Raw genomic sequence first — 15,612 nt, forward strand, 5'->3', positions numbered from 1 at the left:
ATTTTAATTATATTTTTTTTAATTATACTAATCTATATATAAATAATTTTTTATAAATGTAGTATATACATTTGTAAATAAAAAAACAATCATTCAGTATTACATTTTTTTACAGTCATTATGTAAAATAATCACAAAAAAAGTTATAAAATTTGACATTTTAACCGTATTATACTACAGTAGAGTAGATTATGATTAGGAGAATTGATGAGTATATCTGAAGAAATAGTTCAAGAAGTAAAAACAGTTGCACACGATTGGCAAAAAAAGATACAAGTTTCTCGTAAAGCAAAAGAGCAGGATTTTCATGAGATGATGCTTAAAATGTTGAAAAATCCCGTAAATAAAATATTTCTAATTGAGTTGTTAGACCAGAGTTTTCGCTCGCATAATCCAGACAGAGTTGCAGACCAACTTGAACACATATTTAAAAAGTATGAAAGTACGGACTTTTTTTCCCAGTTTGAACAGATTTTAATATGGTTATTCCGTGATATAGGTGTATATGTAAGTTCAATCTCAATCCCTATGTTTATAAAATACTTAAGAGATGATATAAGTTCCATAGTTATTCAAGGTGAAGACCCCGTGCTTTCAAAACATATGAAAGCAAGAAAAGACGAGGGTACGCGTGTAAATATAAATGTAATCGGTGAGATAGTTTTAAGTGAAGAAGAAGCTGCTAAAAGAGTTTCAAAATATATAAAACTTCTTAAAAATCCGGATGTGGATTACCTCTCGATAAAAATCTCAAATTTATTTTCTCAGATAATTCCACACGCACATGACAATAATGTAAAACATATATCTGCCCAGCTTGAAAAGATATACAGTGCAGCTAAAGAAAATACGTATAAAGATACAGACTCTAAAGAGAATTACAAATTTGTAAATCTTGATATGGAAGAGTACAGAGATGTTGAAACTACTATAGATGCTTTTAAAGGTGTTCTATCACAAGATCAGTTTAAAGATTTAAAAGCGGGAATTGTTATTCAAACATATCTTCCTGATGCAATGATATATATAAAAGATTTGTATGAATGGGCTAAACAAAGAGTGGACAACGGCGGTGCACCTATAAAGATACGTATAGTAAAAGGTGCAAACCAAGAGATGGAGCTAACAGAGGCATCTTTAAGAGGCTGGCCTTGTGTAACATACTCCTCAAAAGCCGAATCAGATGCAAACTTCAAAGTAGCAATGGACTTTTTACTTGATCCAGAGGTAGCACCGTATGTTAATACGGGTGTAGCATCGCATAATCTTTTTGACCATGCACTTGCAATGCTTTTAGCTAAAGAGAGAGGTGTTGAGAGTTATGTAACGGCAGAGATGCTTGAAGGTATGAGTGAAGCTGCATATGAGCTTTTAAAAGAGGAAGGTTTAGATGTTATTTTATATGCACCTACTGCTACAAAAGACACCTTTACAAATGCTATAGCTTATCTTGTCAGAAGATTTGATGAAAATACGGCTGAGCAAAACTTTTTAAGACATAGTTTTGGACTTGAAGTCGATACTCCTGCCTGGGAGAGATTAATCAAGACATATGATGATGCTATTGAGATAATGCCTAGCATCTACCAAAAACCATACAGAGAGCAAAACAGAAATTTAGAGATTAAAAAACAAAAAGTAGATGTTAGAAGTTACCACTTTGAAAATGAAAGCGATACCGATTTTGTATTAAGAACAAATAGAAAATGGGCAGAAGAAATCAGAGACAAATGGCAAAATATAGGTGAAAGTGGAGGTTTTAATGCTTATCCCGTTATAGGTGGAGAAATTTTACAAAGGGATGAATCCGTACAAAAGATAGATAAAAGTCAATACCATGAAAATAAGACGGTAGGTTCTTATGTTGAAGCTACACCTGAAGATATGAAAAAAGCAATATCCGTTGCTAAAGACGATCCCGACGGATGGAGGGAGCTTAGTGCACAGCAAAGACAAGAGGCATTAATGGATGTAGCACATGAAATCAGAGTGGCACGTGCAGATTTAATAGGTATTGCCGCTGCCGAGGTCGGTAAAGTATTTACCGAAACAGACGTAGAAGTAAGTGAAGCTATAGACTTTCTAAACTTTTATCCATATAGCGTAGCAAAAATCTCAGGATTAACGGGTGTTGAGACAAGCGGTAAGGGTGTAGGTCTGGTAGTTAGTCCATGGAACTTCCCTGTAGCAATTCCCGCAGGCGGAGTAGCTGCATCTTTGGCTGCAGGAAATACAGTTATATTAAAACCTGCAAAAGATGCAATCCTCAGTGCATATAGACTGTGTCAGTGTTTTTGGGAAGCGGGTATTAGTAAAAATACCTTGCAGTTTGTTCCTGCAGCGGGTTCTCATGTCGGTGAACATATGATTCCAAGTAAAGATATAGATTTTACAATATTTACAGGCGGTGAAAAAACTGCTTACGAGATTATAAAGTCTCGCCCTGATATCCATATAAGTGCCGAAACGGGAGGTAAAGATGCAACTATAGTTACGGCACTCGCAGATCGTGATCAGGCTATTAAAAATGTTGTTATCTCTGCATTTCATAACTCCGGTCAAAAATGTTCGGCTACTTCATTGCTCGTTTTGGAAAAAGAGCTTTATGAAGACGATAACTTTAAACAGACTCTAAAAGAAGCAGTCGAATCACTTAAAACAGGATCGGTTTGGGATTTTTCAAACAGAATAGGTACACTTAGCAACCTGCCATCAGGTGAGCTTAAAAAAGCACTTTCATATCTTGATAAAGGTGAGGAGTGGCTTGTAAAACCGGGCTATGCCGATAAGGGAAATCCGTATATGCTTACACCTTCGGTTAGATGGGGTACTAAAAGAGATGACTTTTGTCATATGAATGAGCTGTTTGGTCCTGTTTTAAGCGTTATGTGTGCGGAAGATTTAGACGATGCAATAGATATCGTTAATGCTACGGGATATGGTCTTACATCGGGTATAGAAACACTTGACAAACGAGAACAAGATTATTGGAGAGAGAAAATAATAGCCGGAAATCTTTATATAAACCGTGGAACTACAGGGGCTATAGTTATACGTCAACCATTTGGCGGTATGAGAAAATCTGCAATCGGTAGCGGTAAAAAGGCAGGTGGTTTTAACTATGTTAGTCAGTTTATGAACATAGATTATCATGAAACAAACCTTTATGAGTCTTGTTCAAACAAGTTTATAGACCAGATGAGAATTCTTTTAACAAGAGATACCGTGTTTAACGAAGAGTGTGAGAGTGCACTTAGACATATATGTCACTTTTCTCACTGGCTCGAAGCTGAGTTTTTAAAAGAACATGATTATGCACACATAAGAGGCGAGAGTAATATTATACGCTATCTTCCTGTTAAGAGTGTACTTCTTAGAGTAGAAGAAAAAGATGAGTTGGATGAAATACTGACAACCATTATGGCTATAAAAATGGTTGGGGCAAAACTGAATATATCTATACCTAAAAAGTCTAAAAAAGCGGAACTTATTTGGCTGGAATCAAAACAAGCCGCTTTTATAGGTAAAGATGACAGTATAAGTCGTGATGACGAGGATGAGCTTATAGCCAAAATACCTCATTCCCAAAGGGTTAGATTTTTGCATCCGGATAACGTTACTCAAAATATTTATAACTCGATTGCAGACAAAGCTATATATATAGCCGGTGAAAACTTTGTATCTCACGGAAGGTTGGAACTGATGCACTATTTTGTCGAACAAAGTATTTCAAACTCTTATCATAGATACGGAAACTTAGGTATCCAAGGTCTAAGTATAGAGGAAATATAATGCAAACAGAAATTTTTATATCTTTCATGGGCTATATGCTTGTTATGTTGGCAATAGGGTTTTACTTTTATTTTAAAACAAGTGATTTGAGTGATTATGTACTTGGTGGTCGTGGACTTAACCCCAGTGTTACGGCTTTGAGTGCGGGTGCATCAGATATGAGCGGATGGCTTTTACTTGGGCTTCCCGGTATGATGTACAGCGATGGGATAGTCGGGTCTTGGATAGCATTGGGTCTTGTTGTAGGAGCTTATTTAAATTGGCACTATGTTGCAAAACCGTTAAGGGTATATACACACCATTTAGACGATTCTATAACTATACCAGATTATTTATCAAACCGTTTTGAGGATGATGGAAATACACTGAGAGTCGTTACCGCAATAGTTATTCTACTCTTTTATACACTCTATACATCCTCGGGACTTGTCGGTGGAGCAAAACTGTTTGAAGCTACATTTAACATAGCATACTCCGATGCACTGCTTATAGGTAGTTTTGTTATCGTATCATATACTTTTTTAGGTGGATATAATGCCGTAAGCTGGACAGATTTTATTCAAGGTATTTTGATGATGCTAGCCCTTATCGTAACTCCTGCGGTCGTAATATTTGATTTGGGCGGATTATCAAGTGCAATAGATGCAATAAAAGCTATAGAACCAACGCATCTAAATATACTAAGCGGAGCATCTATAGTATCGGTTATATCACTTTTGGCATGGGGTTTGGGTTATTTCGGTCAACCTCATATCTTGGTTAGATTTATGTCCATAAGAGATGAAAACGAGATGCACCATGCAAAATATATAGGTATGGGTTGGATGGGCATATCTATAATCGGTTCTTTGAGTGTCGGTTTTTTCGGGTTTGCCTATGTTGCAGCAAACGGAGTTGATTTGGCAGATAGTGAGAAGATATTTATTACACTATCACAACTTGTTTTTAACCCTTGGATAGCAGGGTTTTTACTGGCTGCAATTTTAGCAGCTATAATGAGTACGGTTGATTCTCAGTTACTTGTATCATCATCTGTGTTAACAAGAGATATATACCACTCTATTATACATAAAGATGCAAGTGATAAAGAGTTGGTATGGGTTGGTCGTGCTACGGTTATAGCAATCGCACTTATAGCTTGGTACATATCTGCGGATGAAAATTCAAGTGTTCTTAAACTGGTGTCTTATGCTTGGGCGGGCTTTGGTGCTGCTTTTGGACCTTTGATAATATTGAGTTTATATAACCGTAATATCACAAAGTTTGGAGCGGTAAGCGGGATGGTTGTAGGAGCTTTAACGGTTATAATCTATAAACAGTTAGAAGGCGGAATATTCGATATATTTGAAATATTACCTGGATTTATTTTATCGTGGGTAGCTATAGTAGTATTTAGTAAATATGGAAAACAAAACTCGGCTTCGATGCATAAAATGTTTGACGAAGTTCAAGACAGATTAGAAAAATAGGAAGATAAATAGTGAAAAGAATAGTTATAAAAGTAGGTAGTTCGGTTATAACCGAAACTACAGATATAGCAAAAGAGAGGATGTTAAACTTAGTAGGGCTAATAGCCGAGGCAAGAAAAAAATATGAGGTAATACTTGTATCTTCGGGTGCAGTTGCGGCAGGATATACGGCAGTGCAACTAAACAGAAAAGTACCTACGAGTAAAAAAGTCTTGGCTTCACTTGGTCAGCCTATACTTATGAGTGCATATAAAAATCTTTTTGATATATATGATGTGACGATATCTCAAATACTTTTAACAGAGGAAGATTTTGATTCGCGTGTTCATACGCAGATTGTTCAAGATATTATTGCAAGGACTCTAAGAAACGATATTTTACCTATAGTCAACGAGAACGATATCTCTACTACACCCGATCAGCTTTTTGGTGACAACGATCAACTCTCAGCCCATGTAGCTCATCATGCAGGTGCGGATATGTTGATTATTTTAAGTGATATAGACGGGTATTACGATTCAAATCCAAAAGATAATCCAAAAGCACAAATAAGAAAAGTTGTATCGAATATAAATGAAAATGAGCTTGAACAAAAACATACCCCAAATTCAGAGTTTGCATCCGGAGGAATAGTCACAAAATTAAAGGCTGCGAAGTATATGATGGAGAATAATCTGGAGATGTTTTTATGTAACGGTTATGATCTAACGAGTGCCAGAGAGTTTTTGATGAAAAATAAACATAATAAGGGTACTCTTTTTACAACAAAAAAGCTTTAAAGAGGGTGTACTATGAAAATTTTATTTAAGCTATTTGTATTTCATTTTTTATTTTTTAGCTTTCTTTATGGAGCAAGTAATGATACAAATATAAGTAAAGTGTTAAATAAACCTTTGATGGAAAGGTATATTTTTGATGAATTAAAAGAACTTAGAACAAATCATCTTAAACTAAAAGAAGAACTTACAAAACAAATAACTTCAAGTGAACTTAGTATAAGTGACAGGGCATTGAGATATACTACAGATACTGTAAACAACGTATTTTATATTATTGCGGTAGTGAGTTCTTTGCTTTTGATTATAGGTTTAAAATCATTCAAAGATTTAAAAGAGAGTAGTGAGTTAATAGTTGAGACAAAAATAGCCGAACTTACAAAAAACTATGAAAGCAGGCTTTCAGATATAGAAAGAAAAGCCAAACAAAGATTTGAATTAATAACAAAAACTCAAGAAGAGGTTGAAAAATCACAAAAAATTAATTCTCTTTGGAAAAGGGTAGAGATAGAAGATGACTTACAAGAAAAACTAAATTTATATGATGAGATTTTAAAAATAACGCCTCAGGACGTTGAAACTCTGGTTTATAAAGCAGATATACTTTTAGACCTTGATGAAACAAGGTGGGCATTGTCACTATGTAATCAAGCTATAAAGTTGGATGACAGTTATGCATTGTCACACTGGCAAAGGGCATGTGCAAATGCTAAACTTGGAAATGTAGAATCTTCATTAGAAGATATTAAAGAAGCATTGGAGTTAAACCCTAGATTACATGATGAGTTATATAACGAAGAATCTTTTAAAGTTTTACATAAAAATAAAGTCTTTAAAGAACTTTTGAAATAATTTAGTCAAAATTTAATTGATAGATAGTAACTTATATCAAAAAGGTTTTCTTCATTTAGATAGTTATTCTTATGATAAACGATAAATGAAGGTTTAGTCGTTGTCTCATACTCGCTGTCAACAAGCCAGTCGTGATAAACCCAGTGGATAAATCTTAGTATATCTTCACCGTATCCCTGCAAATCAAATTTTGCATATACTCCGTCGGATATTTTAAACTTAGGAAGTCTTTGTGTAAAAACTTCCTCTTTCTCATCCGTTATGATGCAGGCGATATATTGACAGTTATCCAACTCGGTTATGGTTGGGTTGTCATGTAGGAGTGCTACCATTTTGTATTTTTTTACTTTGTTGTTTAAAACCAAAGTGTAGAGTTTTTGCCAAGTCTCTTTTACATTGTTTATATATCCGCTGTTTCTGATGTAATAGCTTTTCATCTGCGGCATATCAACTATAGTAGCTGTAATGTTTGTAAAATCAATACTTGTCTTTGTAGATATATTTGAAGCTTTTAAGATTGAATTTGAGTATTTTTTATAAGCACCCTTTCTCCATTCTTTTGGAGAGACGTCAAACTTACCTCTAAAAGCTTTTATAAAAGAGGAGTGTGAGCTGTAACCGCATAATTTTGCAACTTCGGATATTGTAGAGTATTTATTTGTAAGAAGCAGACTTGCCGCTTTTTGTAAACGGATAGATTTTATACTCTCGTAAATATTCTTTTCAAATATATTTTTAAAAACCTTATGCATATGAAATTTGCTGATTTGTAAATCCCTGCTAAGCTCATCCAAGTCTATATTTACATCTATATGGGTGTAAATATAATACATAATAGAGTTTGCTATTTTAATATTTTTTTGCAGTATATTTTTATTCATAGAAAAATTATAACAAAATTAAAATATAAATATAGCAATTTTGAACAATTTTTATAAAATATATAAACAAAAAAATTGACAAAAAAGAAGAAGAATATTTGACTTTTAATCTATTAAAATAATGCAATTACTTTTTTTATGAAGGATGTATAATGGAAAAAATTTCTAAAATTTTAATAGCTAACAGGGGGGAGATAGCTCTTAGAATTATACGTGCGTGTAAAGAACTCGAAATAAAATCAGTTGTGATTTTTTCTGAGGAAGATGTAAACGGAGTATGGGTCGCAAAAGCCGATGAGTGTTATCCGATAGTCGGAAACAGTGTAGATGCATACCTAAAATACAACAAAATAATCGATATAGCAAAAAAAACAAAGTGTGATGCTATTCATCCGGGTTACGGTTTTTTATCCGAGAGTGCAGAGTTTGCACAAGAGTGTGAAGATAACTCTCTAATATTTATAGGACCTAAGCCGCAACATATAGAACTCTTTGGTGACAAAATGGCCTCTAAAGAAGCTATGAAAAAAGTAGGTGTCCCGGTTGTTGAGGGTATAAACACCCCTATAACAGATATGGATGAAGGTAAAAAAATAGCACAGAAAATAGGCTATCCTATAATTATAAAAGCGGCATTCGGAGGAGGTGGACGCGGTATGAGGATCGTTCACTTTGCTGATGATTTTGCAAATATGTTTGAATCTGCTACAAACGAATCTATCAAGTACTTTGGAAAAGGTGACGTGTTTATAGAAAAATATGTTCAAAATCCTAGACATATTGAGATTCAAGTTGTTGCAGATAAGTACGGGAATGTACTTCATTTAGGTGAAAGAGATTGTTCAATTCAGCGTCGTCATCAAAAAGTTATCGAGATAACGCCATCCCCGCTTTTAAATGATGAAGTTAGACAAAGACTTTGTAAAATCTCGGTAGATGCTATGAAAAAACTCGGATATGAGAGTGTAGGAACTGTTGAGTTCTTAGTAGATGAGAGAGATGAGGTCTATTTTATAGAGATGAATACCAGAGTTCAGGTTGAACATCCCGTTACAGAAATAGTTACGGGAGTTGACATAATCCAGAGAATGATAGAGATAGCTGCCGGAGATAAACTAAAATATACACAAGAGCAGATTCAGTTTAGAGGATATGCGATAGAGTTTAGAATCAACTCAGAAGATCCTCAAAACAACTTTTTCCCGACTACCGGAACCGTAAAAAAATATCTAACTCCGGGAGGTCCCGGCGTGAGGCTTGATACAAGTCTTTACAGCGGTTATACATTGCCAACTTGCTATGACTCTATGCTTGGAAAACTGATTGTTTGGGCATTAGACTGGAAGGGTGCAGTTGCAAAGGCAAGACGTGCACTTGATGAGTTCCATATAGAAGGTTTTAAAACAAATATACCTCTTCATAGAGAGATTGTAATAGATGAGAGTTTTAAAAATGGGGAATTCGATACAGGCTATTTAGATACGAATATGGATAGATTTAATATGGATGCACAAAGTTCAATTTCAAGCGAGGAGGAAAAAACACTTAAACTAGCAGAGATGGTTAAACAAATAAAAGAAAATAACTTAGTGTCACTCCAAAATAATTTCACTCTATACTAAGTTTATTCCCAAGGTGCAGCTTCACCTACAACCTTAAATACAGGGTTGTTAACGGCTGCACATACGTCTTTTGCAAGATTCTCAAGACCGTCATAAGCTCCGTAGCTAACTTTTTTCTCTTGGTTAACATCAACAAAGGCTACTTTTTTCTTAATAGCAGTATATAGACTTCTACCACCTGCCAATAAAATATCCACATTGTGCTCATCTATAAGCTGTGCCTGTTCGTTCGCAGGTACTTTCATTAAAATATCTACATAACTTTTTGCAATCTCTATATCTTCTAAGGTAGCTTTTCTAATGCTTGTAGCTACAACATCAATCCCGATGTCCTGAAGTGCAGATGCTATAGACCAAGACTTGTTTCCACCCGTATTTAAAATGGCTTTTTTACCATTTAGTATTTTTCTGTAAGGGATTAAAGCCTCTTCTAGTTTAGCTTCCTCCTCTGCTATTATCTTTTCAGCACGTTTGCTTAACTCTTCATCTCCAAAAGCGTTTACGATTGAGCGAATTGCATTTGTTGTGTCACGTTTTCCATAAAAAGATACAGAAATGTAAGGTATGTCGTAACGCTCTTGCATCTTTCTAGTCAATGTAACCAAAGATTTTGCACAAACTATTACGTTTAACTTAGCTCTATGTGCAGTTTGTATATCTTCTATGCGTCCATCACCCGCCAAAGTGGAAACTACTTTTATACCTATACGTTCTAAAATCGGAGTGTATTGCCACATATCGCCAGTTACGTTATATTCACCGATTAGGTTGATTCCATATGGGTGAATCTCTTTTGGTTCACGAGTACCGATCAACTGGTTTAAAACTGCTTCACCGCCAAGACGGCTTCCTAAGTTTTTACTGCCTACAAAACCGGGTGAGTGTACGACTACGACAGGCAGGTCATGACGCTCTTGCATACGTTTGCAAACATTGTCTATATCGTCACCTATCATGGCGGTTACACAGGTCTCGTACACAAATACAGCCTTAGGATTTTTGTGTGTAATAACATACTCTATGGAATCTTCTAGTTTTTGGTCTCCGCCGAATATTACATCGTTAGTCGTAACATCAGTGTAGTATCCCGTTACTGTATTGTTCTCGCCTTTATAACTTGTCGGTGTAGCCCTTGTTTCCCAAGAAGCCCCCTGACAAGTAGCAGGTGCATGTACCAGATGCACGGCATCTGCATATGGAAAAAGTGCGATTTGTGCACCCTCAAACGCACAACCACCGCTTGTAGCTCCCGGTTTTGGTTTATCACACGAGCTTTTCTTTTTATCATTGTGTGAACAAGCCGATTCATTAAGAAGTTCACGAATTAGTTTTTTATTTACCATGATATTTATCCATATTAATATTTATATCTATATTTATACATATTTTATTCCTTAGAATCTCAAGGAACAGTTAATGTATATTTATTATCAAAATTATATTTTAGAGGATACTAATGGAGTGTGTAAAAGACAGATATGTAACATTTAGCAATATTGATTGTTATGAAAATGCAGCACTTGTGTTAGATGCTATGAATGAGTTGTTTGAACTAGAACCTGATTCAAAAAACAGTTTATGGATTAACTTTATGAAAAAAATACCACAGAACTACAGAGAAGAGTTTAAAAAAGGTGATGAGTTTGATACGCTTTATTTAGTATGTGCAAACGTATTTTATATATATGACCTATTTGAAGATTTTGAATTTGAAAAAGGTCTTGAAGTATTAGAACAAGTCGAGTTAGAGTGTTGTTAGAGACAAAGAGGAGTTAGATTTATGGAACATCGCGAAGCATTAAAAGCATATAAAAACAAAGATTTTGAGAGAGCTATGAGTATTTGGGAAGAAGAAGTTAAACATAAAAACGATCAAGCCATGACAAATATAGGTTTGATGTACCTAAAAGGCGAGGGTGTAGCTAAAGACTTTACTAAAGCCAGAGAGTGGTTTGAAAAAGCAAGTGAATACGGAAATGACTCTGCAAACTATAACTTGGCACTTATGTATCAGACTAAACTCGGAGTTGATGAAGACCAAGATGCAGCGGTTGATTACTTTAGACGTGCAGTAGAGAAAAACCATCAGGGTGCAAACTTTAGACTGGGACTTTTACTTTTAAAAGACAGAACAGAACCTCAAAAAGTAAAAGAGGGTTTTGAGTGTATGTTAAATGCCGCAAAATCCGGTCACCCTATGGCACTTGCTCAGATGGGCGGTGTAGATCAAGAACCAAATACGGCTGTCGAACCTAATAATATGTTTCGTTCATATTCAAAAGAGAAACAGCTTGAAGTAATCGAAGATGCAATAGATAGATACATAAGACCGATTCTTATTAAAGATGGTGGAAATATAACTATACTAGATTATATAAATGAGCCTGAGATTGAGATTAGACTTGCTTATCAGGGTAACTGTGCAGGTTGTTCTATGGCATCTACGAGTACTTACGGAATCATTATGGATACTCTCTCACAAGTTATAGATGAGAACATCAGGTTGTACGTAATATGATTAAGATAGCTTTTGCATCTAAAGACGGTAAACATGTAAACGAGCACTTTGGATGGTGTGAGAAATTTTATATATACGGTGTAAATGAAGATAGTTATGACTTATTAAAAGAGGTTGACTCTTCACAAAAGCATGAAGCCGAAATTGATAAGCTGGAGTATAAAATAGAGTGCATAGACAACAGTGATATTTTATATGTAACACGTATTGGCCCTAAAGCTGCAAATATGGTTAAATATGCAGGCACATACCCTATGAAATCTGCAAGCGAAAATGAAAAAATAGAAGACGTACTTAAATCTATGCAAAAACTTATCAGTGATAATCCTCCGCTTTGGTTAAAAAGGATACTTTTAAAATGAGTGAAGATATAAAGGTGCTAGAAGCTAAGGTTGCAAACCTTTTACAGTTTTTTGCAAAAGATGATTACAGCAAAAACAAAGTAGCACCGCATATTGCAAAGGTCTCGTTAGAGATGAACCATCTCTATCAGGATTTGGGTTTTAAAAGTCGCGTTGAGATGGGAAAGTATATGAGTGAACATTTTCCAAAACTTAGCCGTATGAAACCAAAAGAGACATTATGGAAAAAGTATCTTTATGATTTGATTTTAGAGACTGCTCCTGCATGTGCCGAGTGCAGGGACCAAGATACATGTTTTGCATGTAGAGTATAAACTGCTTTTTATAAGCACCAAAGGTGCTGGGCTCACTGCCGAAGTGAACTTAGCGTTAGCGTAGTTGGCGGAATTACTTCCGACAACGTAATAAATGAAGAGGTTCCCTTCATTTTATGAAATAAAATTAAGGAGTATATATGCAGGTTTATTTAGATAATAACGCAACGACAAAAGTAGATGAAAAAGTTTTTGAAGAGATGAAACCGTTTTTTTGTGAGGTTTACGGAAACCCAAACTCACTTCATAGTTTTGGCTCAAGCACACATAAAAAGATGCTTGAAGCACTTGACTATTTGTATGAAGGTATAAATGCCGCAGATGAAGATGATATTATCATAACGGCTAACGCTACAGAGGCAAATAACTGGGTTATAAAAAGCGTCTGGCTGGATAAGATACTAGACGGCGAGAAAAACCATATAGTGACAAGCGAAGTTGAACATCCTGCAATAACGGCGGCTTGTAATTTTTTAGAGAAAAAAGGTGTAGAAGTAACTTACCTGAATGTAAATGAAGAGGGTATCTTGGATGCAGAAGCTGTAAAGAAGGCTATAAGAGAGGATACTGCTTTAGTATCTATTATGTGGGCAAACAATGAGACTGGAAAAATCTTCCCCGTAAAAGAGATAGGTGCCGTATGTAGAGAAAAAGGTGTGTTGTTTCACTCAGATGCTACGCAGGCTATAGGTAAAGTCGAAGTTGACGTTCAAGATGCAAACGTAGATATGATTAGTTTTTCGGCTCATAAATTTCACGGACCAAAAGGTGTCGGCGGGCTTTATATTAAAAAAGGTGTAGAGCTTAGTCCGTATATGCACGGTGGTGAACAGATGGACGGCAGGCGTGCGGGTACTGTAGATGTTGCGAGTATGATTGGTATGGGAAAGGCTATGCATCTGGCTACAAATACTATGGCAATAGCTTATGAGAAAAATCATGTCGGGATGTTAAGAGACAAGTTGGAAAATGCAATTTTGAAGATACCTGACACAATTGTAATAGGTGGACGTGAAAACCGTACCCCAAATACAACTCTAATCTCTATAAAAGGCGTAGAGGGTGAATCTATGCTTTGGGATCTGAACCAAAACGGAATCGCGGCATCTACGGGTTCGGCTTGTGCAAGTGAGGACTTGGAAGCAAACCCAGTTATGAATGCATTTGGAAGCGACAGTGAACTTGCACATACGGGAATAAGATTTTCACTTAGCCGTTTTAATAATGAAGAGCAGATAGATTATGCGATAGAACATATTAAAAAAGCGGTTGAGCGTCTGCGTAATATTTCAAGTTCGTATGCATATACGCCAAAAAGCCACGAAAGCGGATTATAAAATAAAAAATTTATGAAATAAAATTAAGGAGATTATGATGGCAAAAGGTAGTTTAGTAAGCGGATCGATTTGGGATGAGTACAGCAGTACAGTTGTAGATAGGATGAATAATCCCCAACACCAAGGACATATTACGGAAGAGGAAGCAGAAGCTATGAATGCAAAGCTTATAGTGGCTGACTTTGGAGCTGAGAGCTGTGGAGATGCAGTTCGTCTTTACTGGGCGGTTGAAAAAGATACTGACAAAATTATAGGTTCAAAATTTAAAAGTTTCGGCTGTGGTACTGCTATAGCATCTAGTGATATTATGACTGAATTATGTATGGGTAAGACGGTAGATGAAGCTGTGAAAATTACAAATATAGATGTGGAAAAAGCTATGCGTGATAATCCAAATACTCCTGCAGTACCGCCTCAAAAGATGCACTGTTCTGTTATGGCTTACGATGTTATAAAAAAAGCTGCAGCTACATACAAAGGTGTAGATATGGAAAGCTTTGAGAATGAGTTTATAGTTTGTGAGTGTGCAAGGGTTTCATACGATACTTTGGTTGAGGTTATTAAACTAAACGATTTAAAAAGTATAGAAGAGATAACGGATTATACAAAAGCGGGTGCATTTTGTAAATCGTGTATAGAGCCTGGTGGACACGAAGCTAAAGATATCTACTTAGTTGATATTTTAAGAGACACAATAGCCGAGATGGAAAAAGAGAAGTTAGTTGAAGCTGCAAATACAGCTCCTGATGAGAAACCAAACTTTGCATCTATGAGTCTTGTTCAAAAAACTCGTGCAGTAGATGCCGTAGTTGAAGAGTATGTACGTCCGATGCTTGTAATGGACGGTGGAGATATGGAAGTTGTAGATATAAAAGAAAATGATGCGTTCCATGATATCTATATAAAATACTTAGGAGCGTGTTCAACTTGTTCAACGGGCTCAACCGGTACCCTTTACGCTATAGAATCTACGCTAAAACAAAACCTTGATGATAACATCAGGGTAATGCCTATTTAATCTTTAACACTCTTTGCCGTTTATCATTGAAGATACCAAGCCTTTTTCTTCGGTATTATCGGCGATAATAACTCCCGCTATATGAATCGGTACAAAGTACATGATGATGTTAAACACAAACTCATGAATCTCTTTGATATCGTGTGCCGCTTCTTTTGAGAGTCCTAAATCCTGATAAAAATGAATCATAAAACCGGAGATACTCATAAAGATAAGGGTCGCATAAATAATATAGTATAAAATATGAACGGCTTTTTTGTGAGGAGTTAAAGAGCTAAAACTCTCCCTTATAGAAGAATCCTTAAAATATAAAACTATTCTGTAAACAATCAAAAAAACAAGAGCATAACCAAGTATGATATGCCACTCCCACATACCTGCACGAATAGCTTTTGCCAAAATTTTTGCCTGTTCGAGAGTTATCTCAATGTCCATATCGAAAAGTTTGTCCATAAGTATTTCGGAGTTTGTCCTCCAGCTTAAAAAAGTTTTGCGTAAAAATACTGTCCCGAGTAATCCTAAGACAACTATTGCGTTTAGCCAGTGCCAGATGCGAAAAGATATTGAGTACTTCATTTTAACTCCTTTATTATGTCATTATATCAAAAGTGATATGCGAAAATAATAATTAAATTTAGTGTAATATAATAATTTCTTATTAAGTATGTGTG

General features: G+C 35.5%; 14 protein-coding genes. 11 read left to right on the forward strand and 3 right to left on the reverse strand.

Features of this window, described 5'->3' with window-relative positions:
- Positions 1-207: 207 nt before the first annotated feature.
- From FJR48_RS03280 to FJR48_RS03295, 4 genes are read left to right on the forward strand one after another with little or no spacing between them, the layout of a single operon-like run.
- Positions 208-3,792, forward strand: a complete 3,585-nt coding sequence (locus FJR48_RS03280) for a proline dehydrogenase family protein (RefSeq protein WP_152306736.1) — start codon at positions 208-210, stop codon at positions 3,790-3,792.
- A complete protein-coding gene (gene putP, locus FJR48_RS03285; RefSeq protein WP_152306737.1) occupies positions 3,792-5,261 on the forward strand; it encodes a sodium/proline symporter PutP in 1,470 nt (489 codons plus the stop codon). Before FJR48_RS03280 ends, putP begins: the two co-directional genes overlap by 1 nt.
- A gap of 11 nt (positions 5,262-5,272) precedes the next feature.
- Positions 5,273-6,040: a glutamate 5-kinase gene (gene proB / locus FJR48_RS03290; protein ID WP_152306738.1), complete on the forward strand. Its 768-nt coding sequence runs from the start codon at positions 5,273-5,275 to the stop codon at positions 6,038-6,040.
- A gap of 12 nt (positions 6,041-6,052) precedes the next feature.
- Complete coding sequence (locus FJR48_RS03295) at positions 6,053-6,889, forward strand: tetratricopeptide repeat protein (protein ID WP_152306739.1); 837 nt, start codon at positions 6,053-6,055, stop codon at positions 6,887-6,889.
- A gap of 5 nt (positions 6,890-6,894) precedes the next feature.
- Here FJR48_RS03295 and FJR48_RS03300 read toward each other — a convergent pair whose 3' ends face one another.
- Positions 6,895-7,770: an AraC family transcriptional regulator gene (locus FJR48_RS03300; protein WP_152306740.1), complete on the reverse strand. Its 876-nt coding sequence runs from the start codon at positions 7,768-7,770 to the stop codon at positions 6,895-6,897.
- A gap of 152 nt (positions 7,771-7,922) precedes the next feature.
- Here FJR48_RS03300 and FJR48_RS03305 point away from each other — a divergent pair, with 152 nt between their 5' ends.
- Entirely contained in the window at positions 7,923-9,392 is a 1,470-nt protein-coding gene (locus tag FJR48_RS03305) for an acetyl-CoA carboxylase biotin carboxylase subunit (protein WP_152306741.1), read from the forward strand.
- Between the two features lie 2 nt (positions 9,393-9,394).
- On the opposite strand, the gene nifE is transcribed toward FJR48_RS03305, so the two are convergent.
- Positions 9,395-10,735 (reverse strand): nitrogenase iron-molybdenum cofactor biosynthesis protein NifE, encoded by a 1,341-nt coding sequence (gene nifE, locus FJR48_RS03310; RefSeq protein WP_152306742.1) that lies wholly within the window; start codon positions 10,733-10,735, stop codon positions 9,395-9,397.
- A 113-nt stretch (positions 10,736-10,848) separates the two neighbouring features.
- On the opposite strand from nifE, the gene cowN reads away from it, so the two are divergent.
- The 6 genes from cowN to FJR48_RS03340 all read left to right on the forward strand — a co-directional run bounded on the left by cowN (position 10,849) and on the right by FJR48_RS03340 (position 14,941).
- Positions 10,849-11,151 carry a N(2)-fixation sustaining protein CowN gene (gene cowN, locus FJR48_RS03315; protein ID WP_152306743.1) on the forward strand — a complete coding sequence of 101 codons (303 nt, stop codon included), beginning with the start codon at positions 10,849-10,851 and terminating at the stop codon, positions 11,149-11,151.
- A 21-nt stretch (positions 11,152-11,172) separates the two neighbouring features.
- Positions 11,173-11,910 carry a NifU family protein gene (locus FJR48_RS03320; RefSeq protein ID WP_152306744.1) on the forward strand — a complete coding sequence of 246 codons (738 nt, stop codon included), beginning with the start codon at positions 11,173-11,175 and terminating at the stop codon, positions 11,908-11,910.
- Positions 11,907-12,272: a NifB/NifX family molybdenum-iron cluster-binding protein gene (locus FJR48_RS03325; protein ID WP_241856111.1), complete on the forward strand. Its 366-nt coding sequence runs from the start codon at positions 11,907-11,909 to the stop codon at positions 12,270-12,272. The genes FJR48_RS03320 and FJR48_RS03325 overlap by 4 nt, the downstream gene beginning before the upstream one ends.
- On the forward strand, positions 12,269-12,586 hold the full coding sequence (locus FJR48_RS03330) for a nitrogen fixation protein NifQ (protein WP_152306745.1): 318 nt from the start codon (positions 12,269-12,271) through the stop codon (positions 12,584-12,586). The genes FJR48_RS03325 and FJR48_RS03330 overlap by 4 nt, the downstream gene beginning before the upstream one ends.
- A gap of 140 nt (positions 12,587-12,726) precedes the next feature.
- On the forward strand, positions 12,727-13,923 hold the full coding sequence (locus FJR48_RS03335) for a NifS family cysteine desulfurase (RefSeq protein WP_152306746.1): 1,197 nt from the start codon (positions 12,727-12,729) through the stop codon (positions 13,921-13,923).
- 37 nt (positions 13,924-13,960) lie between these two features.
- The gene (locus FJR48_RS03340) at positions 13,961-14,941 is read left to right on the forward strand and encodes an iron-sulfur cluster assembly scaffold protein (protein WP_152306747.1); all 981 of its coding nucleotides are present in this window, start codon (positions 13,961-13,963) and stop codon (positions 14,939-14,941) included.
- Between the two features lie 3 nt (positions 14,942-14,944).
- Here the strand turns inward: FJR48_RS03340 and FJR48_RS03345 are convergent, their stop codons facing one another.
- Entirely contained in the window at positions 14,945-15,517 is a 573-nt protein-coding gene (locus FJR48_RS03345) for a cytochrome b/b6 domain-containing protein (RefSeq protein ID WP_152306748.1), read from the reverse strand.
- Between the last annotated feature and the right edge of the window lie 95 nt (positions 15,518-15,612).

This window comes from Sulfurimonas lithotrophica (genome assembly GCF_009258225.1).
Taxonomy (GTDB): Bacteria; Campylobacterota; Campylobacteria; order Campylobacterales; family Sulfurimonadaceae; genus Sulfurimonas; species Sulfurimonas lithotrophica.

What these genes read in the sequence shown, in the direction of transcription:
- FJR48_RS03280 (WP_152306736.1), top strand. Translation starts at nt 208, where the DNA reads ATGAGTATATCTGAAGAAATAGTTCAAGAAGTAAAAACAGTTGCACAC.
- putP (WP_152306737.1), top strand. Translation starts at nt 3,792, where the DNA reads ATGCAAACAGAAATTTTTATATCTTTCATGGGCTATATGCTTGTTATG.
- FJR48_RS03295 (WP_152306739.1), top strand. Translation starts at nt 6,053, where the DNA reads ATGAAAATTTTATTTAAGCTATTTGTATTTCATTTTTTATTTTTTAGC.
- FJR48_RS03300 (WP_152306740.1), bottom strand. Translation starts at nt 7,770, where the DNA reads ATGAATAAAAATATACTGCAAAAAAATATTAAAATAGCAAACTCTATT.
- FJR48_RS03305 (WP_152306741.1), top strand. Translation starts at nt 7,923, where the DNA reads ATGGAAAAAATTTCTAAAATTTTAATAGCTAACAGGGGGGAGATAGCT.
- nifE (WP_152306742.1), bottom strand. Translation starts at nt 10,735, where the DNA reads ATGGTAAATAAAAAACTAATTCGTGAACTTCTTAATGAATCGGCTTGT.
- cowN (WP_152306743.1), top strand. Translation starts at nt 10,849, where the DNA reads ATGGAGTGTGTAAAAGACAGATATGTAACATTTAGCAATATTGATTGT.
- FJR48_RS03320 (WP_152306744.1), top strand. Translation starts at nt 11,173, where the DNA reads ATGGAACATCGCGAAGCATTAAAAGCATATAAAAACAAAGATTTTGAG.
- FJR48_RS03325 (WP_241856111.1), top strand. Translation starts at nt 11,907, where the DNA reads ATGATTAAGATAGCTTTTGCATCTAAAGACGGTAAACATGTAAACGAG.
- FJR48_RS03330 (WP_152306745.1), top strand. Translation starts at nt 12,269, where the DNA reads ATGAGTGAAGATATAAAGGTGCTAGAAGCTAAGGTTGCAAACCTTTTA.
- FJR48_RS03335 (WP_152306746.1), top strand. Translation starts at nt 12,727, where the DNA reads ATGCAGGTTTATTTAGATAATAACGCAACGACAAAAGTAGATGAAAAA.
- FJR48_RS03340 (WP_152306747.1), top strand. Translation starts at nt 13,961, where the DNA reads ATGGCAAAAGGTAGTTTAGTAAGCGGATCGATTTGGGATGAGTACAGC.
- FJR48_RS03345 (WP_152306748.1), bottom strand. Translation starts at nt 15,517, where the DNA reads ATGAAGTACTCAATATCTTTTCGCATCTGGCACTGGCTAAACGCAATA.